Annotated in this window: 22 protein-coding genes; 8 read left to right on the forward strand and 14 right to left on the reverse strand. The window is 73.4% G+C overall.

Annotation, left to right across the window (positions count from 1 at the left end):
- Positions 1 to 18: 18 nt before the first annotated feature.
- Complete coding sequence (locus tag Bra3105_RS12685) at positions 19 to 459, reverse strand: hypothetical protein (protein ID WP_228357080.1); 441 nt, start codon at positions 457 to 459, stop codon at positions 19 to 21.
- Entirely contained in the window at positions 456 to 1,481 is a 1,026-nt protein-coding gene (locus tag Bra3105_RS12690; protein WP_228357081.1) for a threo-3-hydroxy-L-aspartate ammonia-lyase, read from the reverse strand. Before Bra3105_RS12690 ends, Bra3105_RS12685 begins: the two co-directional genes overlap by 4 nt.
- A gap of 90 nt (positions 1,482 to 1,571) precedes the next feature.
- Between Bra3105_RS12690 and Bra3105_RS12695 the strand changes: the two genes are divergently transcribed.
- On the forward strand, positions 1,572 to 2,285 hold the full coding sequence (locus Bra3105_RS12695) for a ribonuclease FAU-1 family protein (RefSeq protein ID WP_228357082.1): 714 nt from the start codon (positions 1,572 to 1,574) through the stop codon (positions 2,283 to 2,285).
- A gap of 61 nt (positions 2,286 to 2,346) precedes the next feature.
- Positions 2,347 to 2,772 (forward strand): glutaredoxin family protein, encoded by a 426-nt coding sequence (locus Bra3105_RS12700; protein ID WP_228357083.1) that lies wholly within the window; start codon positions 2,347 to 2,349, stop codon positions 2,770 to 2,772.
- 61 nt (positions 2,773 to 2,833) lie between these two features.
- Here the strand turns inward: Bra3105_RS12700 and Bra3105_RS12705 are convergent, their stop codons facing one another.
- From Bra3105_RS12705 to Bra3105_RS12715, 3 genes are all read right to left on the reverse strand, one after another.
- On the reverse strand, positions 2,834 to 3,370 hold the full coding sequence (locus Bra3105_RS12705; RefSeq protein WP_228357084.1) for a hypothetical protein: 537 nt from the start codon (positions 3,368 to 3,370) through the stop codon (positions 2,834 to 2,836).
- Between the two features lie 518 nt (positions 3,371 to 3,888).
- Positions 3,889 to 5,058 carry a phosphatase PAP2 family protein gene (locus Bra3105_RS12710; RefSeq protein WP_228357085.1) on the reverse strand — a complete coding sequence of 390 codons (1,170 nt, stop codon included), beginning with the start codon at positions 5,056 to 5,058 and terminating at the stop codon, positions 3,889 to 3,891.
- 261 nt (positions 5,059 to 5,319) lie between these two features.
- Positions 5,320 to 6,033 (reverse strand): GNAT family N-acetyltransferase, encoded by a 714-nt coding sequence (locus Bra3105_RS12715; protein WP_228357086.1) that lies wholly within the window; start codon positions 6,031 to 6,033, stop codon positions 5,320 to 5,322.
- Positions 6,034 to 6,312: 279 nt separating this feature from the next.
- On the opposite strand from Bra3105_RS12715, the gene Bra3105_RS12720 reads away from it, so the two are divergent.
- Entirely contained in the window at positions 6,313 to 7,179 is an 867-nt protein-coding gene (locus Bra3105_RS12720; protein ID WP_228357087.1) for a universal stress protein, read from the forward strand.
- Positions 7,180 to 7,203: 24 nt separating this feature from the next.
- Here Bra3105_RS12720 and Bra3105_RS12725 read toward each other — a convergent pair whose 3' ends face one another.
- Positions 7,204 to 7,623 (reverse strand): hypothetical protein, encoded by a 420-nt coding sequence (locus Bra3105_RS12725; RefSeq protein WP_228357088.1) that lies wholly within the window; start codon positions 7,621 to 7,623, stop codon positions 7,204 to 7,206.
- Positions 7,624 to 7,815: 192 nt separating this feature from the next.
- Between Bra3105_RS12725 and Bra3105_RS12730 the strand changes: the two genes are divergently transcribed.
- The 3 genes from Bra3105_RS12730 to Bra3105_RS12740 all read left to right on the forward strand — a co-directional run bounded on the left by Bra3105_RS12730 (position 7,816) and on the right by Bra3105_RS12740 (position 13,184).
- Complete coding sequence (locus Bra3105_RS12730) at positions 7,816 to 9,402, forward strand: exo-alpha-sialidase (protein ID WP_228357089.1); 1,587 nt, start codon at positions 7,816 to 7,818, stop codon at positions 9,400 to 9,402.
- A gap of 211 nt (positions 9,403 to 9,613) precedes the next feature.
- Positions 9,614 to 11,764 carry a 3-hydroxyacyl-CoA dehydrogenase NAD-binding domain-containing protein gene (locus Bra3105_RS12735; RefSeq protein ID WP_228357090.1) on the forward strand — a complete coding sequence of 717 codons (2,151 nt, stop codon included), beginning with the start codon at positions 9,614 to 9,616 and terminating at the stop codon, positions 11,762 to 11,764.
- A 211-nt stretch (positions 11,765 to 11,975) separates the two neighbouring features.
- Positions 11,976 to 13,184, forward strand: coding sequence for a hypothetical protein (locus Bra3105_RS12740; RefSeq protein ID WP_228357091.1), 1,209 nt, complete (start codon positions 11,976 to 11,978; stop codon positions 13,182 to 13,184).
- A gap of 34 nt (positions 13,185 to 13,218) precedes the next feature.
- Here the strand turns inward: Bra3105_RS12740 and Bra3105_RS12745 are convergent, their stop codons facing one another.
- The 6 genes from Bra3105_RS12745 to Bra3105_RS12770 form a co-directional block, all read right to left on the reverse strand.
- Positions 13,219 to 14,499, reverse strand: coding sequence for an aminotransferase class I/II-fold pyridoxal phosphate-dependent enzyme (locus Bra3105_RS12745; RefSeq protein WP_228357092.1), 1,281 nt, complete (start codon positions 14,497 to 14,499; stop codon positions 13,219 to 13,221).
- 524 nt (positions 14,500 to 15,023) lie between these two features.
- Positions 15,024 to 15,527 carry a SufE family protein gene (locus Bra3105_RS12750; RefSeq protein ID WP_228357093.1) on the reverse strand — a complete coding sequence of 168 codons (504 nt, stop codon included), beginning with the start codon at positions 15,525 to 15,527 and terminating at the stop codon, positions 15,024 to 15,026.
- Positions 15,524 to 16,423 (reverse strand): sulfurtransferase, encoded by a 900-nt coding sequence (locus Bra3105_RS12755; protein ID WP_228357094.1) that lies wholly within the window; start codon positions 16,421 to 16,423, stop codon positions 15,524 to 15,526. The genes Bra3105_RS12750 and Bra3105_RS12755 overlap by 4 nt, the downstream gene beginning before the upstream one ends.
- A gap of 212 nt (positions 16,424 to 16,635) precedes the next feature.
- Positions 16,636 to 17,748, reverse strand: coding sequence for an asparaginase (locus tag Bra3105_RS12760; RefSeq protein WP_228357095.1), 1,113 nt, complete (start codon positions 17,746 to 17,748; stop codon positions 16,636 to 16,638).
- Positions 17,749 to 17,757: 9 nt separating this feature from the next.
- On the reverse strand, positions 17,758 to 18,288 hold the full coding sequence (locus tag Bra3105_RS12765; RefSeq protein WP_228357096.1) for a hypothetical protein: 531 nt from the start codon (positions 18,286 to 18,288) through the stop codon (positions 17,758 to 17,760).
- Positions 18,289 to 18,395: 107 nt separating this feature from the next.
- Complete coding sequence (locus Bra3105_RS12770; RefSeq protein WP_228357097.1) at positions 18,396 to 19,631, reverse strand: methyltransferase domain-containing protein; 1,236 nt, start codon at positions 19,629 to 19,631, stop codon at positions 18,396 to 18,398.
- 117 nt (positions 19,632 to 19,748) lie between these two features.
- Between Bra3105_RS12770 and Bra3105_RS12775 the strand changes: the two genes are divergently transcribed.
- Positions 19,749 to 20,918 carry a hypothetical protein gene (locus Bra3105_RS12775; RefSeq protein WP_228357098.1) on the forward strand — a complete coding sequence of 390 codons (1,170 nt, stop codon included), beginning with the start codon at positions 19,749 to 19,751 and terminating at the stop codon, positions 20,916 to 20,918.
- Here Bra3105_RS12775 and Bra3105_RS12780 read toward each other — a convergent pair.
- Both Bra3105_RS12780 and Bra3105_RS12785 read right to left on the reverse strand, forming a co-directional pair.
- Positions 20,915 to 23,626, reverse strand: coding sequence for an ATP-dependent RNA helicase (locus Bra3105_RS12780; protein ID WP_228357099.1), 2,712 nt, complete (start codon positions 23,624 to 23,626; stop codon positions 20,915 to 20,917). The genes Bra3105_RS12775 and Bra3105_RS12780 overlap by 4 nt on opposite strands.
- 50 nt (positions 23,627 to 23,676) lie before the next feature.
- Positions 23,677 to 24,246 carry a hypothetical protein gene (locus tag Bra3105_RS12785; RefSeq protein WP_228357100.1) on the reverse strand — a complete coding sequence of 190 codons (570 nt, stop codon included), beginning with the start codon at positions 24,244 to 24,246 and terminating at the stop codon, positions 23,677 to 23,679.
- Positions 24,247 to 24,483: 237 nt separating this feature from the next.
- Between Bra3105_RS12785 and Bra3105_RS12790 the strand changes: the two genes are divergently transcribed.
- Entirely contained in the window at positions 24,484 to 25,317 is an 834-nt protein-coding gene (locus Bra3105_RS12790; protein WP_228357101.1) for a hypothetical protein, read from the forward strand.
- Positions 25,318 to 25,324: the final 7 nt, after the last annotated feature.

The raw sequence follows: 25,324 nt of genomic DNA on the forward strand, positions 1-25,324 counted from the left end.
CCTCTGTCCCCGCTCGCCTCATCCCTGGGTCCGCGACCTCGCGTCGAGGTGGAAGGCCAGGAACAGCAGCGCCGCCACGACGACCAGCAGCGGGATCCACAGGGGCGCGTGGATGCTCTCGATGATCAGCGAGGACAGCAGCGTCAGACCGATGACCCCCAGGAAGATCATCCGCGAGGCGATGGGCGTGGGAGCCGTGCCGGTCCGCGGCAGGTCGGAGCGCCGGATCGCGATCCCGTAGATCAGCACGCCCGCCGCGAGCAGCGCGAACATCACCAGCAGCCGCGCCAGGCCGTTCGTGATCAGCCACGGGGCGTAGGGCATGAGCACGCCCCCGGCCATCAGCAGTGAGGAGAGCATCTGTCCGGGCCAGAGCGGCCTGCCGGTCGCCCCGCTCCGCGGCGCCGTCGTGCTCGCCGCGGGCTTCCGCGGGCTCGTGTCCTTCCTGCCCGCGCTCATGCCGCTCCTCCTGCAGCGTCGGCGTCGTCCACAGGTTCGCCATCGCCCACGGGTTCGCCGCCGCCCAGGAGCTCGGCGAACCGGGCGAGGTCCACGTTCCCGCCGGACAGGATGACGCCCACGCGGGGCCGTCTGCCGAGGTCGCCGGCCAGATCCCGTGCCTGCGCGACGGCGGCGGCGAGCCCCAGACAGCCCGTCGGCTCCACCACGGTCTTCATCCGCGCCGCGAGGAATCGCATCTGGGCGACGAGCTCGGCGTCGCTCGCGGTGAGGATGCCGCTCACGCGCTCCCGGATGATCGCGAAGGTCGTGTCGCCGACGCGGGTGGTCTGCGCGCCGTCGGCGATGGTCCGCGGCACGTCGATGGCCACCGGCTCGCCGGCGTCGAAGGAGCGGCGCACGTCGTCCCCGGCCTCCGGCTCCACGCCGAACACGCGGCAGGCGGGGGAGAGGTCGGCCGCGGCCAGCAGGCTGCCCGAGAGCAGACCCCCGCCTCCGCAGGGCACGAACAGCAGGTCGAGATCGCCGGCGTCCTCGAGGAGCTCGAGGGCCGCGGTGCCCTGGCCGGCGATGATCGACGGATGGTCGAAGGGCGGGATGACCTCCGCGCCCTGCTCACGGGCGATCCTCTGCGCGATCGCGGTGCGGTCCTCGCGGTAGCGGTCGTAGAGGACCACCTCGGCGCCGTAGCCGCGGGTCGCCGCGAGCTTCGCCGCCGGGGAGTCCTCGGGCATGACGATGATGGCGCGGCGCCCCTGCTCGCGCGCCGCGAGCGCGACCGCCTGCGCATGGTTGCCGGAGGAGAACGCGACCACGGGCGTCCCGGGGTCCAGGGCGCTCAGCGCCGTGAAGGCGCCGCGGAACTTGAATGCGCCGACGCGCTGCAGGTTCTCCGCCTTCAGAAGCATCTCGCAGCCGGTCAGCGCGTCGAGCGTGCGGGAGGTGAGCACGGGCGTGCGATGGGCGACGCCGTCCAGGAGGCGCGCTGCCTCGCGCACGTCGGCGATCGTGGGTGCGCTCACGCGGGTTCCTTCTTCCTGCTGCGGCCGGGTCCCGTCCGACTCTATGCGGCCGACGGGACCGGCCGTCGGACCCCTGCGTACGGTGGGGCCATGGCGACACCGACCACCGGCCCCTTCGGGGACCTCCCCACCGCGCCCTACGACCCGCCCGTGCCGCCGCACGCCCCCGGGACGGACGTCGTCCAGCGCAGCGTCCGCGACTTCCCCGAGACGGGCCCGGCCGTGGGCTTCGCCGTCGCCGGCACGGTCCTGCACGACTCCGAGGACCTCATCGTGATGATGACCGTCCCCGGCTCGGAGATGGCGGGACGCGGCGGCCCCCGCTCGGGCCCGAACGGCCGGCTCGTCGCGCCGGGGGACTGGGACGGCTCCTACGAGCTGTCCGCGTGGCGCGGCAGCACGGTGGTGCGCGCGCACCGACCGGGCGAGCCCTGGTCGATCTGGCGCTGGCACGACGGCACGGACTGGACGCCCCGCTGGTACGGGAACCTCGAGGCGCCCTGGCGGCGCACCCCTCTCGGCTACGACATGCAGGACTGGGCGCTCGACGTGGTCGCCGAGGGCGATCCCGCGACCGACGACTGGCGCGTCGCGATGAAGGACGAGGACGAGCTGGCATGGTTCGTGGACAACGGCACCGCGACCCGCGAGATCGCCGAGCGCATCACCGAGGTGGGGGCGACGGTGCGCGGCATCTTCGAGCGCCGCGAGGGTCTGGTCGGCGCCGACTGGGGCGCCTTCGTCCCTCCGGCCGACGCGGGCCTCGTGACGTTTCCCGAGGGCTGGCAGGAGCTGCGACCGTGAGGCCGCTGCGACTGCGACTGCGACTGCCGACGCAGGTGCGACGACGAGAGAGGAGAGCGCCATGGACCAGCGCACGCGACTGAGCATCCTCCTGGGGTTCCTCGCGGTGCTCGTCCTCGCGATCGTGATCGGGGTCGAGAGCCTCACCGCGGGCACTCTCGTCGGCGTCCTGGGCTGCCTCGTGGTGCTCACGATCGGCTGGTGGTCGGGCCGGCGCGGACGCCACACCGCCTGGGCCGAGGCGTCGGCGCAGATCGCCCCGGGCCGCGCCCTGGTGCTGTGGAAGCCCGGCTGCGTCTACTGCGAGCGTCTGCTGCTGAGCCTCGGACGCGACCCGCGCGTGACCTGGGTGAACGTGTGGCAGGACGAAGAGGCGAACGCACGGGTGCGCGAACTGAACGGCGGCGACGAGCTCACGCCCACGGTGATCATCGGCGACCAGGTGCTGCGCAATCCCTCGGCCGACGAGATCCGCGCGCTGCTCTGATCGCTGTGCGTCCCGGCCCTCGGGCGGCGGGCAGAGCAGGGACGCGGAACTGCGGTCGTGCCTAGTGCCCCGATGTCGCGGGTGTCGGTCCGTCCACGTCATGCGGTCCCGTTGCGGTGGGCTGCGCGAAATGCCCCTCACGGGCACGGCGGAACGACGTCACGTCGTCATAGCGCAGGATCGCGGTGATGCCGACGATCATGCCGAGCATGGCGAGGACGCCCCACGTGGTGAACCCTTGGCTCTCCGCGACCAGGACCAGTGCCAGGAGCGGGACCACGGCGATGAAGGACGTGACCGTCTGCCTCCCGCTGCGGGCGACGCGCCCTCCGAGGAAGCGACGCCGGACGAGGGATCCGAGCAGCATTGCGCCGTACATCAGCAGGAAGTACGCCGCCCACGGCCAGGTATTGGAGGTGAGCGTGGTGATCGCCATCATCACCGCCAACGCGCCGCTGAACATCACGGCCTGGAGCAGCGTGAGCACGAGCGGGATGGGGCGCGGCGCGCCCGGTCGGACCGATGCGCCCGCGGAATACTGCGTCGTCCGCGCTGTCCGGGCGTCCTCGGTCGTCGGTGGCGTCGGCGTCGCCGGCATCGTGCTCCCCCTCGATCGCCGCGCCCTGCTCCCTGCCGTACGGGCCCTGCGCGGCGGACCGGGCCCGCCCCTCGACCGTACGGAACCGTGGAGGACGCGGCAACCGTTCGGGTGCTCAGGGCGTGTGCACGGCCCCGAAGATCAGGGTGCCGCGAAGCCCGAGAGCACACCGAGCACGCGCAGACCCGTGTTCGCGACCAGCAGGATGAGGCCGCAACCATCCGCGGTGACCTGGGAGAGGACCTCTGCCACCAGCGTGGCCCCGGCTCCCGGGCATCAAGGACGAGTGCGCGTGATCTTCATGGAGCTGACAATGAAGCAACGGCGAAGCGACAAGGAGAAGAACGACCTCGCCTGTGAAGACACCGACTATGCCGACAAGTCCAGCATCCTCGACGAGCTCGTCGACCGCACCGGTCGACTCGAGCCACGATCGATCGCGAAGACGCCGGCCATTCACCGGACCCGCGCCCCAGCGGTTCTCGAAGCACCCGTGAGCGCCGCGGAGATTCTTGCTCCTAGGCACCGATGCTTCTTTCCCGGAGGCTGTGCAAGGAGGCTCGGGGAGCGGGTCGATGACGGAGCTGTTCCGCGGACAAGCCCGGGTGCACGGTGACGAGGCCTGGCCGTGAGCCAGCGGGATCAGGGCCGCTGGCGCCGAGGTCGGCGTCGGCGGGGAGGCCGACCGGGCGTTGTCGTGCCCGATGTTGGCCGGTGGCCCATGCGGCCAGCGTCACCGAGGCCCAGCCGATGCCCATGCCCGAGATGTCGTCGAGGATGTAGTGCCAGCCGAAGTAGATGGTGGCGACCGTCGTCACGCCGAAGAAGGTCCAGGCGGTCACTCGGAGGGCTGCCCTCTGATTCGTGCGCCTCATGAACAGCGCTGCGGCGAAGGTGACGGAGACGTGGAGCGACGCGAACGCGGCGACACCCTGGATGGAGTCGCTGCCGACCGGGTTGCTGAGAAAGTCGAGGCGCGTGGCGATGAGCGAGTCCTGGAGCTGGCTGACTCCGGTGTCGGGCAGTGTCCGGTAGGCCTCGGGATCGCTGAACGCCGGGCCGACCGACGGCAGGATGTAATAGCTGACGGTGCCGAGAACCCAATTGAGACACAGGGTCGTGGCGTACCAGGCGCCGATGGAAGGCGTACGACTGAGCACGAGGAACGCACCGAGGCTGATCGGGACGAGCGGAAGATAGGCCAGGTAGGCGAGGGAGAGGAAGCTCGCAGCGATGTCGGTCCCGAGCAGATGGTGCAGCATCACTGCCGGGTTGTGGCCCTCGGTGAGCGAGGAGTCGATGTGGAGCAGCTGCCGGTCGAAGAGAGTGCCGCGACGGTACACCGGAAGCATGCTCTTGAGGTTGCGGTAGGCGACATAGCAGACATAGAAGCTCAGCAGTCCCGTGCCGATGCACAGCAGACGGTGGACGTTCCAATCCTTCTTGGCGACGTCGACGATTGCGGCGGGGAGGTGCCGCACCCCGCTTCGTCTCACCGCGTCCACGATGAGCCCGCCGCCGATGAACGCGAGAGCCAGCAGAGGCAGGCGGACATAAGAGGGTCCGAGAAAGCCGTCGGGGTCCCGCAGAGGGAGACCGAGGTAGAGGGACGAGACCACGGCGGCTGCTCCGATGAGCAGAGAGAGCGCCACGGCGAACGTGTAGGGCCAACGTCGCATTCGGGTCATCGGGATATTCTCGTGACTGTTTTTAACGCTGCCTCGGATTTCTCTTGGCGCCCGCTGACCGGGTGAACGGGCTTCGGTGAGGTGCTGGTCAGAAGTCCGACGACCTCAGGGGGTTCCGGCCCGGCGAGTCGCGTCAGCCGAGTGGACATGGGTCGTCCGTGATCGAGCTCCCGATCCCCACTGCGGTTCGGTCCGTGGTCGAGGCCCTCTCGATCTCTGAGAAGCCGGGCCCCTGCCCGGTGCGCACCCCACAGGGCCGACTCAGGGCGTGCGCACGGCTCCGAAGATCAGGGTGCGGCGCAGGGCGAAGCCGAGCTTCTCGTAGGCGGCGATCGCACCGGTGTTCTCGGCGCCCGTGTGCAGCAGGGCGCGGTCGCCGCGCTGCTGGATGGCGTGGGCGACGTCGAGCACGAGGCGCGAGGCCAGGCCCTGCCGGCGCTGGTCGGCGTCCACGGCCACGGCGCTGATCTCGGTCCAGCCGTCGGGGTGCAGGCGCTCCCCGGCCATGGCCACCAGGCGCCCCTCGCGCCGGATCCCCACGTAGCGCCCCAGCTCATGGGTGCGAGGCAGGAACGGGCCGGGCTGATTGCGCTCGACGAGGGCGAGCATCTCCGGTGCGTCGTCGGCGCCGAGCACCACCGCCTCCTCATCTGGGCGGGTCTGCAGTGCGGGCGTCTGGGTGAGCTGCACGCCGTCGATGCGGTGCGCCCAGCTCCACCCCTCGGGCAGCGTCGGATCCGCGTGGGAGACGCTGACGACCGCGTCGTGCCCGAACACGTCGAGGATCGCGTCCCACACGCCCGGGTCCTCCCAGTCCTTCACGCCGACGAACGGCGAGACGTCGTGCGGGTAGCGCAGCACCAGATCGTTCCCGATCGCGAAGTGCGAGTGCGCGCCCGTGAGCGCGGACCAGGCGGGGGAGTCCAGCACGGAGTCGTCCGTGGCGGGGGAGGCGGTGTCGGCGAGCGTGACCATCGGCGGGGCGTTCTCCTGGAGCAGGTGGGGGACGGTTCTTCACGGTAGATCCGCGAGGCGGGGAGGGGACAGGCCCGGAGCGCGGGTGTGACGAAGGGAGAACGCATGCGGCGGGCGCGGATCGTGCGGCGGGCGCGGATCGGCTGATCGAGCGGAGGGCGCGGACGGGGCCGGCCGGACGTCCGCGCCCGCCCGCCTCCGCATCTGCGCCGCTAGGCTCGTGGCACGCCCGGATCACCGCCGACCGGGATCGCGGATCGGACCCTCAGGAGGGACGTCATGGACTTCAGCGACACCATCATCGTCGGGTACGACGGCTCCGATCAGTCGGCCATGGCCCTGCGCTGGGCGGCGCGGCTGGCGAAGTCGGGGAGGAAGCCGCTCGCCATCATCCACGCCTGGATCTTCCCGCTGGTCACCAAGGATCTGGGGCCCGTCAAGGGCGTCTCCGGATCCGGCCACCGCAACGTCGCCGAGCAGCTGCTGAAGGAGGCCGCGGGCATCGCCGAGGAGACAGCGCCCGGCGTGGAGGTGCGCACGGAGCTGATCACCGGCAATCCGCGAGCGGTCCTCGAGACGGCGTCGCGGACCGCCCTGCTGATGGTCGTCGGCAACCGCGGTCTCGGCGGATTCCTCGGGATGCTGCTCGGCTCGGTGAGCCTGGGGCTGATCACCCACGCCGGCTGTCCCGTGATCGTGGTGCGCGAGGCCGAGGCGCCGCACGGCCCCGTCCTGGTCGGGGTCGACGGCTCCGAGGCGAGCCTCGAAGCGGTCGACGCCGGCGTCCGCCTCGCGCGCGCCCTCGGCGAGGGCCTGACCCTGCTGCACGTGCGCGGCACGGTCGACGGACATGTCGTCGAGGGCGACCGCGCCGAGCGGATCCTCGACGAGGCGACCGCCCGCGCCCACGCGTCGGCCCCTGATCTGGCGGTCAGCTCACAGGTCGAGGAGGGGAGCAGCGTCCCCGACGGGCTCCTGCAGGCCTCGGCCGAGTCCGGCATGCTCGTGCTCGGCTACCAGGGACGCCACGGCCGCCTCTTCGGTTCGACGGCGCATGCCGTGGTGCATCACGCCCAGTGCACGACCGTGATCTGCCGCCACGAGTTCCGTGGCGAGCCGGACCCCTCGTCCCCGCAGCCGGCCTGAGGCGCCCCTGGGCCTCGGCGTCGCTCACTCCTGCTGTGCAGCGATCGCTTGCGCCCGCTCCACCTGCACGCGCTTGTCCCAGCGCAGCTCGACGAACAGGCCGACGGCGGTCGCGGCGACGAGCGCCCACCGGGCGGGCGACGGGACCGTCAGCGGCATCGCCGTCACGGCCAGCACGATGATCAACAGGGTGAGACCGCCGACCACGAGCTGACGCATCGATCGCTCCAGTCCGGATCCTGCGCAAAGCATCCGCGTGAAGCCGTCGATGAGCACGATCGCGATCACCAGCGCGCCGCACATGATGGTCCGCGCGAGCAGCCCCAGGGGGAACAGACCGAGCATGGTCGCCGCAGCGCCGGCACCCAGCAGCGCCTCCGCCAGGGTCCATCCCCAGGGCACGGGACGCGGATGGGGGACGACGGGGCTGTAGCCGGAAGACATGGCGCACCTCCTGCGCGAGGTCTTCTTCCCAGAGTACGCGCGGATGCGCTGGCGAGCTCCTGCGGTGCCGGAGGGTCGCTCCTCCTTGTGGTGATCACCGAGCTCCCCTAAGGTCAGACATCAGACGTCCCTCGGCGGGTCCCTGCGAGGCGACTGCCCGCGCCGCCGACGGACAGGAACGAAGGAGCTCCCGTGACGTCTTCTCCTCGCACTGCCGGACCTCATCGCCGCACCGTTCTCGGCGCGGGCGCCGGCGCCCTCACCTCTCTGCTCGCTGTCCCCGCGGCCGCGCACGCAGCGCCCACCGGCCACGGCCACGGCCACGGCCATGGACATGGACATGGACATGGACATGGACATGGGCACGGCAGCGGCCACGGGCATGGCCACGGCGGCAGCACCGGCGGCCGGTTCCTCACGGAGGCCCTCGCGATCGGCGGCGACGGCGTGTTCCCGAACTACCGGATCACCGCGCTCGTGCAGCTCGAGAACGGCGACGTCCTCGCCGCATACGACGGCCGCCCCACCGGCATCGATGCCCCCGGCCCCAACTCGATCCTCCAGCGCCGCTCCCGTGACGGCGGCCGCACCTGGGAGGAGCAGACCGTCATCGAGCAGGGGCACGACGGCGAGGACAAGATCGGGTTCTCCGACCCCAGCTACGTCTACGACCGCATCACCGGCACCCTGTTCAACTTCCATGTCTTCTCCAAGGACGCCGGCTTCTTCGAGAGCGGCTTCGGGAACGACGACGCCGATCGCATGGTCCTGAGCTCGACCGTCTCGGTCTCGGACGACGACGGCCGCACCTGGACGTCACGGCGCCTGACCGAGATCACCAAGCCCGACGACGTGCGCGGCATGTTCGCGACCAGCGGCGCCGGCATCCAGATCACCCGCGGGAAGCATCGCGGCCGCCTCGTCCAGCAGTACATCGGGCAGTGGCGCGACGAGTCGTTCCGCGCCTACTCCGTGTTCTCGGACGATCACGGCGAGACCTGGCGGATGGGCGAGCCGACGGGCGTGAACATGGACGAGAACAAGGTCGTCGAGCTCAGCGACGGCACGCTGATGCTGAACTCGCGCGTCCACAGCGGGGACACCGCGCGCTACGTCGCCCTCTCCCGTGACGGCGGGGAGACCTGGTCCGAGCCCGTCCTCGACGCGACGCTCACCGATCCGCGGAACAACGCCTCGATCATCGCCATGGATCCGGGGGCGCGGGCAGGGTCGGACACGGCGAAGGAGCTGCTGTTCTCGAACTCGGACAGCGCGACCGCGCGCGTCAACGGCACCGTGCGCTATTCCTACGACGACGGCGAGACCTGGCCGGTGAAGAGGACCTACCAGACGGGCGACCACGCGTACTCCCAGCTCACAGCGCTCGAGGGCGGCACCTTCGGCGTGCTCTTCGAGGGAGAGGGTGCCAACACCATCGTCTTCGGCCGCTTCGACCGCGACTGGTTGAGCCCCTTCCGCCTGCACGTCCCCGACACCTCTGCGGAGGTCGCTGCGGGCGGCGACGTCGAGGTCGCCGTGACCCTGCGCAACGACGAGAAGCGCACACTGCCCGCCTCCCGCGTCACGGCGGAGCTGCCCGAGGGCTGGAGCGCCGAGAGCGTGCATGTGCCGGCCCTGCCCCCGGGCCGCAGCCGCGCCGTCCGGCTGCGCGTCACCGCGCCGGCCGATGCCGAGGCCACGACCGTGACCGGCGACGTCACGATCAGCGCGGGGTCGTTCTCGCTCCGCGGAGACCTGGAGGTCGCCGTCCGGGCCTGAGCATCCGGCCGTCGGTCCGACGGGGAGCGTTGCACACGGGGCGCCCCGCGGCGAGCGCCGCACATGCGGCGCTCCCCGTCGTCGCTCTCCGCGTCGTTGGACACTCCCGGCCCGCCTGCGGCATGCTGTACCTGAAACCGTCGGTATCAGGAATCAGCGCCTCGATGACGTACGGCGCCTCGACGACGAGAAGACCCCCGAAAGGCTGGCCATGGCCCCCACCACCGCGCACTCCGGCAGCGTCCCCGCGTACACCGAGCACGTCACCCGCGTCCTCGTCGAGGACCGCGAGCACGAGGGGATCGGCACGATCGCCGTCCTCACCTTCGCCCCGCCGGAGGGCGAGTCCCGGCCCGCGACGCTCGGGCCGCAGTCGCTCGAGAACGTCGACTCGGCGCTCACGGAGGCGCTCGCCCGGGCCGAGGCCGGCGAGATCCAGGCGATCGCGCTCACCGGCACGGGCAGGGTCTTCCTCGCCGGCGCCGACCTCTCGATGTTCGCCGATCCCGCCGGACGCGAGGCCGTCGACCCCATGACCCATCGCGCGCACGACCTGCAGGTCCGCATGCGCGGCGCCGCGGTCCCGGTGCTCGCCCACCTCAACGGCGCGGCCCTCGGCGGCGGCCTCGAGGTCGCGCTCATGGCCGACATCCGCACCGCCGGCCCCACGGTCCGCGGCATCGGCCTGCCCGAGACGAGCCTCGGGATCCTGCCCGGATGGGGCGGCACCACCCTCCTGCAGTCCGTCATCGACCCTGCCGACGCCGTCCGCGTGATCCTCGAGGACCCCGCCCGCGACAAGCAGCTCAGCGCCTCCGCGGCCCACGAGCTCGGCATCGTCGAGGCACTGGTCGAGGACCTCGACGCGGCCCTCGACCACCTCGCCGGCCGCATCGCCGACGGCGGCATCGACCCGTCGGCTCGCCCCGATCCGATCCCCGCCGCGGGATCCGATCGCGCCCGGACGCTGCTCGACGCGCTGGACGCCCCGCACAGCCCCGCCGAGACCCGTCGCGCATGGGCCGAGCGCATGGAGGCCGCGGGCGCTCCCTCGCTGAAGCGCACGCTCGGTATCCTCGAGGCCCTGCCCGGATCGAGCCTCGAGCAGTCCCTGGCCGCGGAGCACCAGGCCATCGTGGGCCTCGCCGACTCCGATGCCGCCGCCGGCTCGCTGTACGCGGCCGAGCTGCTGCGCCGCGGCAAGCCCGGACGCCGCCCGGTCGAGGGCGCCCGCGAGATCCGCCGCGTGGGCGTGGCCGGAGCGGGCCTCATGGCCTCCCAGATCGCCGCGCAGCTCGCCCTCGGCCTGCAGGTGCCCGTCACCCTGCGCGACCTCGACGAGGACATCGCCCGGAAGGGCCTCGCGCACGCCCGCGACGTGATCGCCCAGGCCGCCTCCCGCGGGAAGCTCGACGAGCAGTCCGCCCGCTCCGTCTCCGAGCTGCTGAACGCCACGGCCGACGTCGCCGACCTCGCCGACTGCGATCTCGTGCTCGAGGCGGTCCCCGAGGTCCTCGCGATCAAGAAGAGCGTGCTGGGGGAGCTCGAAGGCGTCCTCGACCCGTCGGCCCTGCTGGTCACGAACACCTCCTCGCTGTCGGTGGCCGCCATGAGCGAGGACCTCGCCCACCCCGAGCGGGTCGTCGGCCTGCACTTCTTCAACCCCGTCGCGAAGATGCCGCTCGTCGAGGTGGTGCGCACCGAGCGCACCGATCCCGCGGTCCTCGCGACCGGTCACGAGGTCGTGCGGCGCTGCGGCAAGTTCGCCGTCGAGAGCGCGGACGCGCCCGGGTTCATCGTGAACCGTCTGCTGTTCCGCGTGCTCAGCGAGGTGCTGCGCTCGGCCGATCAGGGTGCCGACCTCGCCGCCGTCGACGCCTCCCTGGACCCCTTCGGCCTGCCGATGCGGCCCTTCGAGCTGCTCGACCTCGTGGGCATCGGCGTCGCCGACCACGTGGGCAAGGTCCTCGGCGAGCAGCTGGGCACCGAGCGCTTCCCGGTCTCCACGGGCCTCACGCGCCTGCTCGACTCCGGCGAGGCGGGCACGGTGCGCGACCGCTCGCAGGTCCATCCGCAGGTCTCCGACGCGCTGCGGGCCGCCTTCTCCGGCGGGACCTTGGAGGGCGGGTCGGCCGCCGTCGGCGAAGCGCTCCTGGATCGCGTGCTGCGCGGGCTCGCCGAGGAAACCGGGCTGATGCTCGACGAGGGCGTCGTCGAGCGCGCCGAGCAGATCGACCTGGCGATGATCCTCGGCGCGGGCTACCCGCGCCACCGCGGCGGGCTCACCCCGTACCTCGACCAGACCGGCGTGAGCCGCGAGGTCGTCGGCGCGCCCTTCCACGGGGACCGCTTCACCCGCTGACGGACCCCGATCGCCGGTGCCCGTTTCGGGCCGCGGGCGGTCACCGCGATCCGTTGATGCTCGGCGCCGCTCCGCAGAGGGCGGCGCCGGGTGGCGCATCCGGTCGCGGCGCCGGTGTGCGCTGGGGCACAATAGCCTCTCAGAGTGCCGTGGACCTCGTCGGCACAGGTGCTGAGAGGAGGGGCGGGGCCGTTCGGCGCCGCGCGACACGATGACGCAACCACCGCAGAATCCCGGTCAGGACGGATGGGGCTCGGCCCCGCAGGGCGACGGCCAGGGCGACGGCGCCACGGGCCCGCCCGACGGGCAGCAGCAGGGCTTCGGCCAGGACTTCGGCTCGGCCGACGGCGCGTACGGCTCGGCGAACACCGGCTACGGCGCCCAGAACACCGGCTACGACTCCTCGAACGCGGGATCCGGGTACGGCTCAGCGGGCTCCGGCTACGGCGACCAGGGCACGAACTACGGCGACCAGGGCACGAACTACGGCGACCCGGACACGGGCTATGGCGACCCAGGCGCCGGCTACGGCGCCCAGAGCTCGGGATACGGCGGCTACGGCTCGGCGAATCCCGACTACGGCACGGCGGGCGGCGGGTATCCCGCGCCGCCCACGAGCCCCGGGTCGTCGGCCTCCGCGAACCCCTACGGCGCGACCACGGGCGCCTCGAGCGCGCCCGCGTACGGCGGCGACGGCTTCTCGAGCATCCAGCAGCAGGTCAGCGGCGGCGGGTCGAAGAAGTGGTGGTTCATCGGCTGCGGTGGCTGCGCGGTCCTCGCGCTTCTCGCCGTGATCGCGATCATCGTGGTGTTCGCCCTGGCGGGCGGCGATGATCCGGAGCCGACGTCGGGCCCCGCCACGCAGGAGCAGACGACCGAGCCCGAGGAGACCACCGCATCCGACGAGCCCACCGCATCCGACGAGCCCAGTGAGGACGCGACCGCATCCGGCGACGCCGGCGGCTCCTCCTCCGCGCGCGGCACCCGCAGCGACCCCCTGCCCGCGGGCAGCACGGTCACCGTGGAGGCGGTCGACGGCGGCGAGCTCGACGTGAAGCTCGGGAAGGCGAACTTCGATGCCGACGAGGCCATCGCGAAGGCCGACCAGTACAACGACAAGGCGCCGAGCGGACAGAAGTACATCCTGGTCCCGGTGACGATCACGTATCACGGCGACGGGAGCGCGGCGGCGAACTTCGACGCCACCGTCTCCTACGTGAGCGCGGACGGCAAGGGGTACGAGTACACGTACGCCACGACCGAGCACGACTACCTCGACGCCGAGCAGATCTACGACGGCGCCTCGGTCACCTACGACATGCCGTTCCTGGTCCCGGACTCCGACAAGGGCGACGGCACCTTCAAGGTGTCCGGACTCGTCGACTTCGACACCGACCCGGCATTCGTCGCCGGGAAGTGACGGCGGGACGCGGCGCGGCCCGCGCGGTGCCCGATCAGCCCGCGCGGACGCCCTCGGCCCATGCGGCCAGGCGCCGTCCGGCCTCCTCGAGCGTCGCGCGGTCCTTGCAGAACGCGAGCCGCGCCCAGCTGCGCCACTGCCCGGCCTCGCCCTCGGGCAGAAAGGCGCTGACGGGGATCGCGGCCACCCCGGCCTCCTCGGGCAGACGGTCGCAGAGCTCGGCGGCGTCGTGCGCTCCCAGCGGCGCGAGATCGGCGAGCACGAAGTAGCCGGACTCCGCGACGACGAGGGGCAGCCCGATCCGATCGAGCGCCGTGACCAGCAGGTCCCGTCGCTCGCGCAGGTCCTCGGCGATCGCCGCGAAGTCCTCGTCGGCCATGGCGAGGCCCCTCGCGACCGCTCCCTGGAAGGGCGTGCCCGAGGCGTACGTGAGCCACTGCTTGACGCCGGTGACCGCCTCGAGGATCGGCGCCGGCGCCGTCACCCAGCCGATCTTCCAGCCCGTCACGGAGAGCGTCTTGCCGGCCGAGCCCACGGAGATCGTGCGCTCCCGGGCGCCGGGCAGGGACGCGACGGGCACGTGCTCGCCCTCGAAGACGAGATGCTCGTAGACCTCGTCGGTGAGCACGAACGCGTCGTGCTCCGCGGCGGCATCGACGATGACCTGCAGCGTCCGGGCGTCCAGCACCATCCCCGTGGGATTGTGCGGGGAGTTCACGAGCACCACGCGGGTGCGGTCGGTGATCGCCGCCCGCAGCTCGTCGGGGTCCACGCGCAGGCGTGCCCGCGCGCCGTCGGCCCCGTCCTGCCCGTCGGCCATGTCGCCTCCGTCGTCCGCGACGCTCTCGCGGCGGATCGGCACGGTCCGGTGCACGCCGCCCGCCAGGGCGATCACCGCCGCGTAGGCGTCGTAGAACGGGGCGAGCGTGAGCACCTCGTCGCCCGGCCGCACGAGCGCGAGGAGCGACGCGGCGAGGGCCTCGGTCGCTCCCGCCGTCACGAGCACCTCGCTCGTCGCGTCCCAGCGCAGACCGTAGAAGCGCTCCTGGTGCGCGGCGATCGCCTCGCGCAGGGCGGGCACCCCGGCGCCCGGCGGGTACTGGTTCGCCCCCTCGCGGATCGCCGCCACCGCGGACTCGGCGACGACCTCCGGAGGATCGGTGTCGGGGAAGCCCTGGCCCAGGTTCATCGCGCCGTGGGCCGCGGCGAGGGCCGACATGTGCGCGAAGATCGTCGGCCGCACCTCCCCGTCGCGCAGGAGACCGGCGGCGCTCACCGCGCGCGACCACGGGCCCTCGGGCGCAGGTGCGGACACGGGCGCGGGTGCAGGCGCGGACGCGGACGCGGACGAAGGCTCGGGCCGGGGCGCTCCAGCGGGCTCCGGCGCGGATCGGCGGGCGGGGGAGAGGTGATCGGACATGGTGCGAGTCTGGCAGGGTCGCGGCCGACGGGTGCCGGGTCGTCGCGGGCTGGACCGGGAGCGGCGCCGACGGCCGTCGCGACAGGCCGGGACGACCAGGAGGAACGCGGACGAGCACGCCGACGAGGGGGTACGACACGCCCCGCCGGTCGCCGTGCGATCCGGACTCAAAAGTTATGAAGGCGAGGTGACCTGCGACATCACCCTCTCAGTGGTCTGCGCCACTGGTGGATCGCCCGTCCGGAAACCTATAGTTCCCAGTCGTACAGGCACGGCCTGGTACCAGACGCCTCGGGTGGGGGTCCGAGGTGTCGATGTGCAGCGGCCCGCGCCGACTTCGGTCGGTGCGGGCCGCTCGCTGTGTCCGGACAAGAGCGGACGGATCACGACATCCGCCGCTCGGGGACGACGGGTGACGACTACTGCAGACCGGCTTTCTCGCCGAGCTGGCGCTTGATGCGCCCCAGCATCCCGGCCATGCCCCGCAGGCGCAGCGGGCTCACCACCTCGGCGAGCCCCAGGTTCTCGGTGACGTCGGCCGGGACCGCCCGGATCTGTCCGACGGTGAGCCCCTCGAGGCCCGCGGCGAGGATGCCCGCGAAGCCGCGCGTGGTCGGCGCCTCGGGCGGGGCCGAGAAGAACAGGCGCGCCGGGGCGTCCTCGCCCTGGCCGTCGACCTCCGTGATGACGAAGATGGGCGACTGGCACTCGGGCACCGGCTCGAGCAGCTCGGGGTGGTCGCGGTAGCGCTCGGGCAGCTCGGGGAGGTCGTCGGCGAACTCGAGCAGCATCTGCACGCGATCATTGCCGGAGACCGCGTGGAAGTCGTCGACGATCTCCGCGAACGCCTCCGGGAGGGGCGCGCTCGTCCCCTGGTCGGCGGGGCCGTCAGATGCGGTCGCGTCGCCGGAGGGGGCCGTCATCGGGCGGGCACCTCGCCCGGCTCGGAGCCGGTGGCGATCGGGACGCGCACGCTGTTGCCCCACTCGGTCCACGAGCCGTCGTAGTTCTTCACGTCGGCGAAGCCCAGCAGGTACTTCAGCGCGAACCACGAGTGGCTCGAGCGCTCGCCGATGCGGCAGTAGGCGATGACGGGCGCGGCGGGATCCAGGCCCTGCTCCTGCAGGTAGACGGACTCGAGCTCGGCGCGCGGCCTGAAGCGGCCGTCCTCGCGCGCGGCCTTCGCCCACGGCACGGAGCTCGCGCCGGGGATGTGGCCGCCGCGCACGGCGCCCTCCTGTGGGAAGTCGGGCATGTGCAGGCGCTCGCCCGTGTACTCCTGCGGGGAGCGCACGTCCACGAGCTGCCCGCCCAGGAAGGCGAGCACGTCGTCGCGGAAGGCACGGGAGGCCTCGTCATGGCGCTCGAGCACCGGGTACTCCGTCGCCGCGGGCTGCGGGACCTCGCGGGTCAGCTCACGGCCCTCGGACTGCCAGAGGGCGCGGCCGCCGTCGAGCAGGCGCACGTCGGCGTGGCCGAAGAGCTCGAAGACCCACAGGGCGTAGGCGGCCCACCAGTTCGACTTGTCGCCGTAGACGACGACGGTCGTGTCCGACGTGATGCCGGCGCGGCTCATGAGTGCGGCGAAGCCCTCGCCGTCCACGTAGTCGCGGGTCACCGGGTCATTGAGATCCAGGTGCCAGTCGATCTTCACGGCGCCGGGGATGTGCCCGGTGTCGTACAGCAGGACGTCCTCGTCGGACTCCACGACCACCAGGCCGTCCTCGCCGAGGTGATCGGCGAGCCACGCGGCGGTCACGAGCTTCTCGGGATGCGCGTACTCCTGCAGCTCCGGTGCCGGGTCGGCGGGCAGTGCCATGGGGTGCCTCCTCCAGATCGCGTCCCGGGCGGGGCGGCGTCGGGCCGATACCGCATCGAATGGCCCACCCAGGTGTGGCGTATGGGGCCAGTCTCCCACCCTCGCACGACGAGCGTCAGGGCGGGGTGAGCCGGGGAACGGCGGACGAGACACGGCCGGGATGCGGCCCCGCGGGTCGGCGACGCCGCGTGGACGCCCCGGGCGCGGCGGTGTCAGGAGGCGAACAGCGCGAACGCCTCGCCGATGCCCGCTGCGGAGAGTCCTCGGGCGAGCGCGAGCTGCAGCAGCAGACGCGCCTTGTGGGCCGGGAGCACGCCCGCCATGAGGCAGCCGCTCGCGAGCAGATCGACCTCGCTGCCCGGGTAGGAGTAGTGGTGGGTCGAGGTGCCGCCATCGGGGATCCGGGTCGCGACGACCACCGGAACGCCCTCGGCGACGAGGCGCCGCAGCCTCGGCATCGCCCCCGCGGGCACATGCCCCATGCCGGCGCCGTCCACCACGAGGCCGGCGATCGAGCCGAGGGGCAGGTCGTCGAGGATCTCGCCCTCGTCGCCGATGCCCAGGGAGATCACCGGGACGCGGGGCAGCGGGTCCGGGAGCTCGGGACGGCCGGCGGCGGTCGGATCGGCCGAGGGTCCGGCCGAGGGATCTGCCGACGTTCCCGCCGACGCCCCTGCGAGCAGGCGCACGAGCGGGCGATCGACGGCGTGCGTCGCGCGCGCTGCGGGCCGCTGCAGCAGCCGCGTGCCCTCGTCGATGACCGCGAGGGCGCCAGCGGGAACGGAGCCGAAGGCGCTCACGGAGCGCGAGGACAGCTTGCGCACGCGGGCGCCCAGGTGGGCCGCGCCGTCGAAGACCGCGAGCGCGCCGAGCCCGCGCAGCGCGGGCGCGGCGGCCGCGCGGATCGCATCGCGCACGTTCGCGGGCCCGTCGGCCCCCGGTGCGTCCGACGGACGCATCGCACCGGTGAGCACGAGCGGGGCGTCGCGGTCCCAGAGCGCGTCGAGCACGAAGGCGGATTCCTCGAGGGTGTCGGTGCCGTGCGTGAGGACCACCCCGCGCGCGCCCGCGTCGACCGCGGTCCGGGCCCGCTCGAGCACGGCACCCAGGTGACCGGGCCGCACCGACGGCGACCCGATGTTCGCGACCTCCTCGTGCGTGACCTGGACGCCCGCGGGAAGGCCGGCGGCGACGACGTCCGCGCCGCCCGCACCCGGTGCGGCGCCCGCGCCGTCCGCCGCGGTCATGAAGATCGTGCCGCCCAGCGACAGCACGTGGATGCGCGCGGTGAGGTCAGGAGCAGGGGAGTCGTCGGGGATGCTCACCCCGCGATCCTACGGGGCAGGAGCCTCGTCGTCCCTCGCCTCGAAGAGGACGGCCGCGGGGTCCGCCTCGGTGCGCCGGCGCTCGATCTCCTCGGGCGGGTACTGGCGGACATCGGCGCCGCCCGCCTGGCGATAGGCGCGCTCGGTGACGTGCAGGCGCATGTCGGCGGGGATCTCGACCCGGTCGTCGTCGAGCAGGACGGCGAAGCCGCCGTCGATCTCCTCGATGCCGTGGAACGTCCCCCACGCCTCCACGCGCGGGATCTCGATCGACATGCGATCGAGCTCGGACAGCAGCGGACCCTCCACATGGGCGGGGTCCAGGAGGACGTCGGGCATGGCGCCGTGGTGGGCCCCGCCGTCGTCGGCGATGCGCTGGCGCGCCATCTGCTCGGCGAAGAGCGCGGCGAGCAGGGGGAGCGGGCCGTCCTGCGGCGGCGGCGAGGCCTCGACCCCGGCGACGGTGCGGGGGCTGGACCCCTCCGCCGGGGCTCCCGGGTCCTGCGGATCCTCCGGTCGCGATGCGGATGCTGCATCCATGGCGCTCGACCTCCTCGACGGGCGTGGCGGTGATGTGCTCACCGCCCACTGTTCCACGCGGCGCCGAGCTCGTGCACCCGCTCTCCGAGGTGCCGGACGACTCGCGCTCAGGCGTTCCGGCGCAGCCGCACGAGCACCTCGTCGTGCTCGGTGTGGGGGAACATGTCCACCAGCCGCGCGGCGGCGATCCGGTAGGAGGGCATGGCCGCGAGGTCCGTCGCCAGGGTGCGGGGGTTGCAGCTGGAGTAGACGACGTCGCGGACGCCCGAGTGCTCGAGGAAGCCGGCGAGGCGCTCACCGATGCCGCGGCGCGGAGGATTCACGATCACGGCCTGCGGCGGTCCCGACGCCTCCGCCTCGCGGACCGCCCACGCCGTCGCGTCGTCCGCGTGGAAGGTCGCGCTGAGATGCGCCTCGGCGGCGGCCGCCCGGGCGGAGTCGATCGCCTCGGGGGAGATCTCCACACCGATCACCTCGCGCGCCCCCGGAGCGTCGGCGTCGTGCGCGCAGTGGAGGGCGAAGCCCCCGACGCCGCAGTACAGGTCCCACACGCTCGCGGGGTCGATCTCGGCGATCCATGCTCCCACCTGCGCATAGAGCTGCGCGGCGACAGAGGAGTTGGTCTGCACGAAGGAGCGCGGACGCACCTGCAGCGTGATCGCGCGACCTGGCCCGGCGGGGTTCGCGGCCCCGTCCGTCCGCGCGTCGGTCGGCCCCGCCATGCGCATCCGCAGGGCGGCGTCGCCGGCGAGGTGGATCTCGGTCGGCCCGTCGAGGACCGCCTTGTGCTCGGGATGGATGTTCGCGCTGATCACGCGCAGCTGCGACTGGGCCTCGAGCAGCCGGGGGAGATGCTCGCGGATCCTCGGCAGCGGCTTCTCGCTGCGCAGCACGAGCCGCAGCATGAACTCGCCGTCAGGCGAGACGGTGACCAGCACGTTCTTGAGCTCGCCGCGGCGCCGGGACACGTCGTAGGGAGGGATCTGGGCGCGTCGCACCAGGGCGCGCACGTCCTCGAGCAGCTCCTGCACGCCCTCCGGGTACAGCGGGCAGTCCACGAGGTCGACGCCCGGGCCTCCCGGCGCGCGCCCGGGGGCGGAGAGCAGGCCCAGCACCGGATCTGCGGCAGTGCCGGTCGCGACCATCTTCGCGGTCGCCCGGAAGCCGGAGTCGGCGCTGCGCACGTGCGGCAGCCAGACCGCGCCGGGAGCGGACGGGTCGGCGGCGAAGGGGGCCAGCAGCTCCTGATACCGGGCCTGGGCACGCGCGATCTGCTCGTCGTGAGGGAGGGGGATCAGGGTGCAGGAGCGGCAGGTGCCGGCATCGAAGTGGTGGCACTGCACGCTGTGAAGTGTACGGCTCCGTCGTGCGGATGCGATCCCTCCGTGCCCGGTACGGGCGCGAGCTTGCTAGGTTCACGACGGGAGGTCGGGGGACCTCCCGGTCGGAGCGGAAGGACCATGATGCAGGGAGGCAGCACGACGGACGCCCAACCCGGGTTCGTCACCGATGTCGCGCAGACCTGGCGCACGCAGCGGCTCTCGTTCGAGATCGCCGGCGTGGGCCGCGTGTCCGTGACCGCGGATCCTCGCACCGCCGCCCCGGAGACCCTGGGTCCGCAGGCTGACGTGCCGCCGGTGCCCTTCGACGACGGGTGCGCGGGGCCCGATCAGGCGCAGCATCCGCCCGTCTCGACGGGGAGCGGCGCCGAGGTGAGCCGGGTGGTCGCGAACGAGCGCGCACGCGACGAGCTCGCGCTCCCCGGCGAGGTCGTGCTGATCCCGGCACTGGGTCCTGTGATCCCGACGTCCGCGCCCGTCGTCCCCACCGTGGAGGAGCTCGAGGACGGATCCATCCTCGCGATCGATGCGCCCCCGCCGGAGGGCCCGGAGCCGCTGGATCCTGCGGATCCCTCCGATCTCCCGTCGGCGCTCGACCCGGTCGATCCGGCGGGACCGCCCGAGGGGGCCGAGGATGCGCTGCCCGAACCGGTGCGGCGGGACGATCGCAAATGGCTGCGCTCGCAGCAGGTGCTGCAGGCCGTCTGGGGCCCGGGAGTGGTGACGGGCTCCGGTGCGCTGATCGCGTCGGATCGCAGCTGGTTCGAACCGGCGGTGGCGATCATGCGGGAGGCCGACGTCCTCGGGAGCGCACGGGCCGGCGAGGACGTGGACCTCGTGGAGATCGCGCGCTGCGCGGCCCGCGAGACCGGGCAGGTCGCGATCGTGCACGTGCACGACGGCGTCCTCGACGTGCTCCCTACCGGCACGGATCCGCGGGTCCCGCACCTGCAGGGCCTGCCCACACGCGCGAGCCGGTGGCCCGGCATGTGTCCCCTGACCGGGGTCGACGAGCTGCGGCCCTGCCGCGCCGAGGGCGGCCCCGGCGGGGAGGAGGACATCCGCGCGCGCCTCGCCTTCGACGCGCGTCGCGCGCTCGCCGTCGGACTCCTCGGCTGCGGCGTCTGCCACGGTCGCGGGCGGACGGACGACGGCCAGGGGAACGACGTCGACGTGCCGCTCCCGCTCGCCCTCTCCCTGGGCCAGATCCCGCGGATCACCCTGCGCACCGGCGAGACCATCGAGATCGATGCCCTCGCGGACATCTACGCGGCCGGGGAGCCGTTCTAGCCCCTCCCCTCCGGGCGCCGTGCGGTCCGGGCCGTGGCGGGAGCGGTCCACGGGTCCTCGGGCCAGGGATGCTTGGGGTAGCGCCCGCGCATCTCCTTGCGGACGTCCTGGAAGGGACCGTCCCAGAAGGAGCGCAGGTCGTCGGTGACGGCGAGCGGCCTGCGCGCGGGGGAGAGCAGGTGGAAGAGCACGGGCACCCGCCCGTCGACCAGGCGCGGTGTCTCCGCGAGACCGAAGAGCTCCTGGAGCTTCACCGCGACGACGGGCCTGCCCGATCCGTCCGCCGCCGTCGAATCCGATGATCCTCCCGCGGCCGACGCGTCGGGATAGTCGATCCGCGCGGTCGACCCCGACGGCACGGCGAGCCGCTCGGGCGCGAGCTGGTCCAGTCGCGCGGCCTCCGGCCAGGGCAGCAGGCGCCGCAGCGCGGCGGTGAGGTCCAGGCGCGAGAGAGGGGCATCCGGGCGCAGCTGCAGCAGGTCCGGCAGCAGCCAGGCCTCGAGGGACGCGAGCAGGGAGGCGTCGTCCATCGCGGGCCAGGGGTCCCCGAGCTCCCGATGGATCAGGGCGAGCCGCGAGCGAAGGGTCCGTGCGGAATCGCTCCAGCTCAGAGCTGCGAGGCCGTGCTCCCGGAGGTGGGCGGCGCGGGCGGGGCCGACGTCGTCCGCCGTGGCGGCCACCGGGGTCGCGCGCAGCACGATCGCGCCCAGTGCGCGCTCCTCGCGCACCGAGACCTTCCCGCCCTCGAGACGCGCCCGACGCGTCGCGCGCAGCAGCGGGCCGGCGAGGTCGAGCGCCGAGTCCTCCTCGAGCGGGGCGGCGGTGCGGATGACGGCGCCCGTGCCGTCCGCCGCGCGCCCGTCGGCCCGCTGCACCTCTGCGATGGCGAGCCAGGTGCTGCCGGTGAGGCCGGAGCCCTCGGGAAGCGCGGCGCGCGTGCCGCCGACCAGCAGGTAGGTGCGCGCTCCGGTCGCGGTGAGGCGGGCGATCCGCTCGGGCCGCGCGAGCGCGAGGACCTGGCCCGGGAGATCGTGGGGAGGGTGCGAGCCGCCAGAGGTCGAGGATCCGGTGGGCGACGGGGCAGTGCCGTTCCTCGCCCTCGTGTCCTCGGCGATCCGGCGCAGGCGGGAGACCTCGCGCCGCCAGCGGTCCGCTCCGGGGGCACGGCCCGTGCGCAGCTCCCGCAGCAGGCGCGGCAGGTCCGCATCGGGCGCACGGTGGTCGTCCGAGATCGCGGCGATCACCTCCGCGACCGCCTCGGGTGCGGCCAGGCGCTCGGAGCCCTCGAGCAGGGCGCGCGCCTCCCGCACGCCGACGGGCAGACGGGCGACCCGCCTGCCCAGCGCGCTCGCCCGGCCATCGGTGTCGACGAGCCCCAGTCCCGCGAGCACCTCGACGGCCCGAGTCGCGGAGGCCGCAGGCGGGGGAGTGAGCAGCGGCAGACCAGGGAGCAGTGCGGGCTCCCCGGCCGCGCCGGCGCCCGCGCCCGTGACCTCCTCGGAGTCACCGGGTGCCGCCCACGGCGACCCCCACGCCGCGACCAGCAGGGCGGCGTCCGTGAGGTCCGCCGAAGCGATCTCCGGCGGGGAGATCGCGGGCAAGCGCACGTCGTCCGTCGGAGAATAGGCGCGCACCGCCAGTCCCGGTCCCTGACGGGCCGCGCGGCCCGCCCGCTGATCGGCGCTCGCCCGTGACGCGCTCACCGTGACCAGCCCCGTCATGTCCCGTGCCCGGTCCCGACGGACCTCCCGGGACAGTCCCGCATCGACGACGAGGCGCACGCCGGGCACCGTCAGGGAGCTCTCCGCGAGAGCGGTGGAGACGACGACGCGACCGGGGGACGCGGCGTGGGACCCGACCTCTCCAGTCCCTCCTGGTGCGCGCCCGCGCGTGGCCCGGTCCTGCTCGCGCGCGGGCAGACGGCCGTGCAGGGGAAGCACCTCGAGGTCGGGGGCGCGCGAGCGGATCCTGCGCACCAGCTCGTCGACCTCCCGGGCACCGGGCACGAACACGAGGGCGTCGCAGTCCTCCTCGGCCCGGTGCTCGACGGTGATGCGCGCGAGATGGTCCAGGAACTCCCGGGTCACGCCGCGGGCGTCGAGCCGCGGGGCGGCGCCGGGCTCGTGCGCGATGCGCAGCGGGTGCAGGGGAGCAGGGACGTCGACCACGCGCGCCCCGCCCAGCAGGTCCGCGACCTGCGCGGAGTCGAGCGTCGCCGACATCGCGACCACCGTGAGGTCCTCCCGCAGCGCCCGCACCTCGGCGAGCATGCCCAGCAGCAGGTCGCCGTCGAGCGAGCGCTCGTGCACCTCGTCGAGGATCACCGCGTCCACGCCCTCGAGCTCGGGGTCCGCGAGCAGTCGGCGCAGCAGGACGCCCGGGGTGAGCACCTCGAGTCGGGTCTGCGGGCCGACGTGCCTCTCGCCGCGCACGGTAAGGCCCACGCGCTCGCCGAGGCGCGAGCCGTCGAGCTGCGCGATGCGTCGGGCCGCGGCGCGCACGGCCACGCGCCGCGGCTGGGTGACCAGGGTGCGACCGGGCACGAGGCCCGCCACGAGCGGCGGCACGAACGTGGTCTTGCCGGTGCCGGGAGGCGCCGTGACCACGAGCGCACCGGACCGTGCGGCCTCGGCGAGCTCCTCGCGTGCGGCGGCGACGGGCAGGCCGGCGCCGATCGCCGCGAGGTCGAAGGGTCGGAGCGCCGTCATGGGACGAGGATCATCGCAGGTCGTCGGGGCCTTCGGTGGGTGCCGTGCACTCAGTCGATGAGGTCGAACTCGACGGAGTCCTTGCACACGCTCGTCACCGACAGCGTCCACTGGTCCACGGAGATCGTGTCGCCCACGTGCGCGGTCTCGATCGGCCTCTGCGTGCCGTCGATGTCCGCGACGAGGTCCGCGCCGTCGTCGTCCGTGACGTCCTCGAGCGAGACCTTCAGCGTGAGGTCGTCGCGCTTCGGCAGCGCCGGGTCGTTGGGCTTCTCGCCCTTGACCAGGAACGCCCCCTCGCCGGTGCACGCGTCGGTCAGCTCGGGCTTCTGCTCCGGCGGCGTCACGGCGATCGGTTCGGCCGACGTCGAGGAGTCCCCGCTCGAGCCGCCCGAACCGTCCGACCCTCCGTCGGACGCAGAGCTGCCGTCGGATGCTCCCGCGCCGGAGGCCGCGGCCGAGCCGCCGCCGTCGGACTGCGTGGTGCCGGTCTGCGCGGCGCCGGAGTCCGCGCCGTCACCGCCGCCGCAGCCCGCGGCGAGCACCAGCACCGCGCCGAGCGCGCACGCGACGGACACGGGACGACGGGCGGCGGCGAGGCGATGGGGGAAGCGCTGCACTGCGGTCTCCTTCGAAGCGGTGACGGTGCCGACGGGACGGACCGGGCCGACGGGGCGGGCGGGGCCGATGGGCCGGACGGGGTCGACGGCCGAGCCCACGCTACCGGAGCCGTGCCCGACTCACGAGGACACATGAGGGGCGTCCGGGCCGACCATGCGAGAGACTGGCGCGGTCGCCGGAGGCGACATGCACGAACAGCACCCGCGAGCAGCACGCCCGAGGCGGAGGGAGGCGCGATGAACACGCAGGAGCCCCGGACCCCGCGTCCCGCCGCGCCCTCGCCGGCCGCGCTGCGGGGACGCCCCGCGCCCGCTGCGCGCGTGCGACCCGTCGACTGGACCGCCACCGGCCGCCGCGCCCCAGACCAGGGCGAGGACCAGGGCGAGCATCGGGATGGACGACAGCAGCAACGCCCGGGGAGCAGTGCGCCGACGCCGCGGGGCCCGTCGGCCGGCGACCGCCTCCCCGCGCACCGCCGCGCCCGCACCGTGGAGCTCCCGCGCCCCGCGCAGGCGCCTCCCGCCGAGGCCGTCCACTCCCTCGTCCCCGAGGACCCGCGCCCGAACCTGCGCCCGCTCACGATCGACGAGGGCGCGATCCGCACCGTCGGCGTCATTGACGTCCCCACCGAGACCATCGTGCTCGCCGTGGCCGACCCGGAGGAGTCGTGGAGCGCCGACGCCGGCACCAGCGACCACTTCCTGCGCGGCGGCCTCGTGGTCCAGGTGCACCGCGCCGAGAACGCCGTGATCGGCCTGTTCACCGCCCGCTACGCACTCTCCGTGCGCCCCGAGGAGTACGAGGACGCGCTCGACGCCGCGATCGAGGCCTCCGGGAGGTCGGCCCGCGGAGGCCGCGGCACCCGCCACCCCACCACCCGCCGCGAGCTGCTCACGCGCATGGAGAAGGCAGGGTTCGTCGTCACCCCAGGCGCCGGCCACGGGCGCGTCGCCCACCCCGACCATCCGGGCCTCTTCGTGCCCTTCGCGAGCACCCCGTCCGACGCCCGCTTCACCCGTCACGCCGTCGCCCAGATCCGCCGCGTCTTCGGCATCGACCTGCGGCACTGAACCAGCC

Origin of the sequence: Brachybacterium halotolerans subsp. kimchii (assembly GCF_020792675.1) — a bacterium.
Taxonomy (GTDB): Bacteria; Actinomycetota; Actinomycetes; order Actinomycetales; family Dermabacteraceae; genus Brachybacterium; species Brachybacterium halotolerans.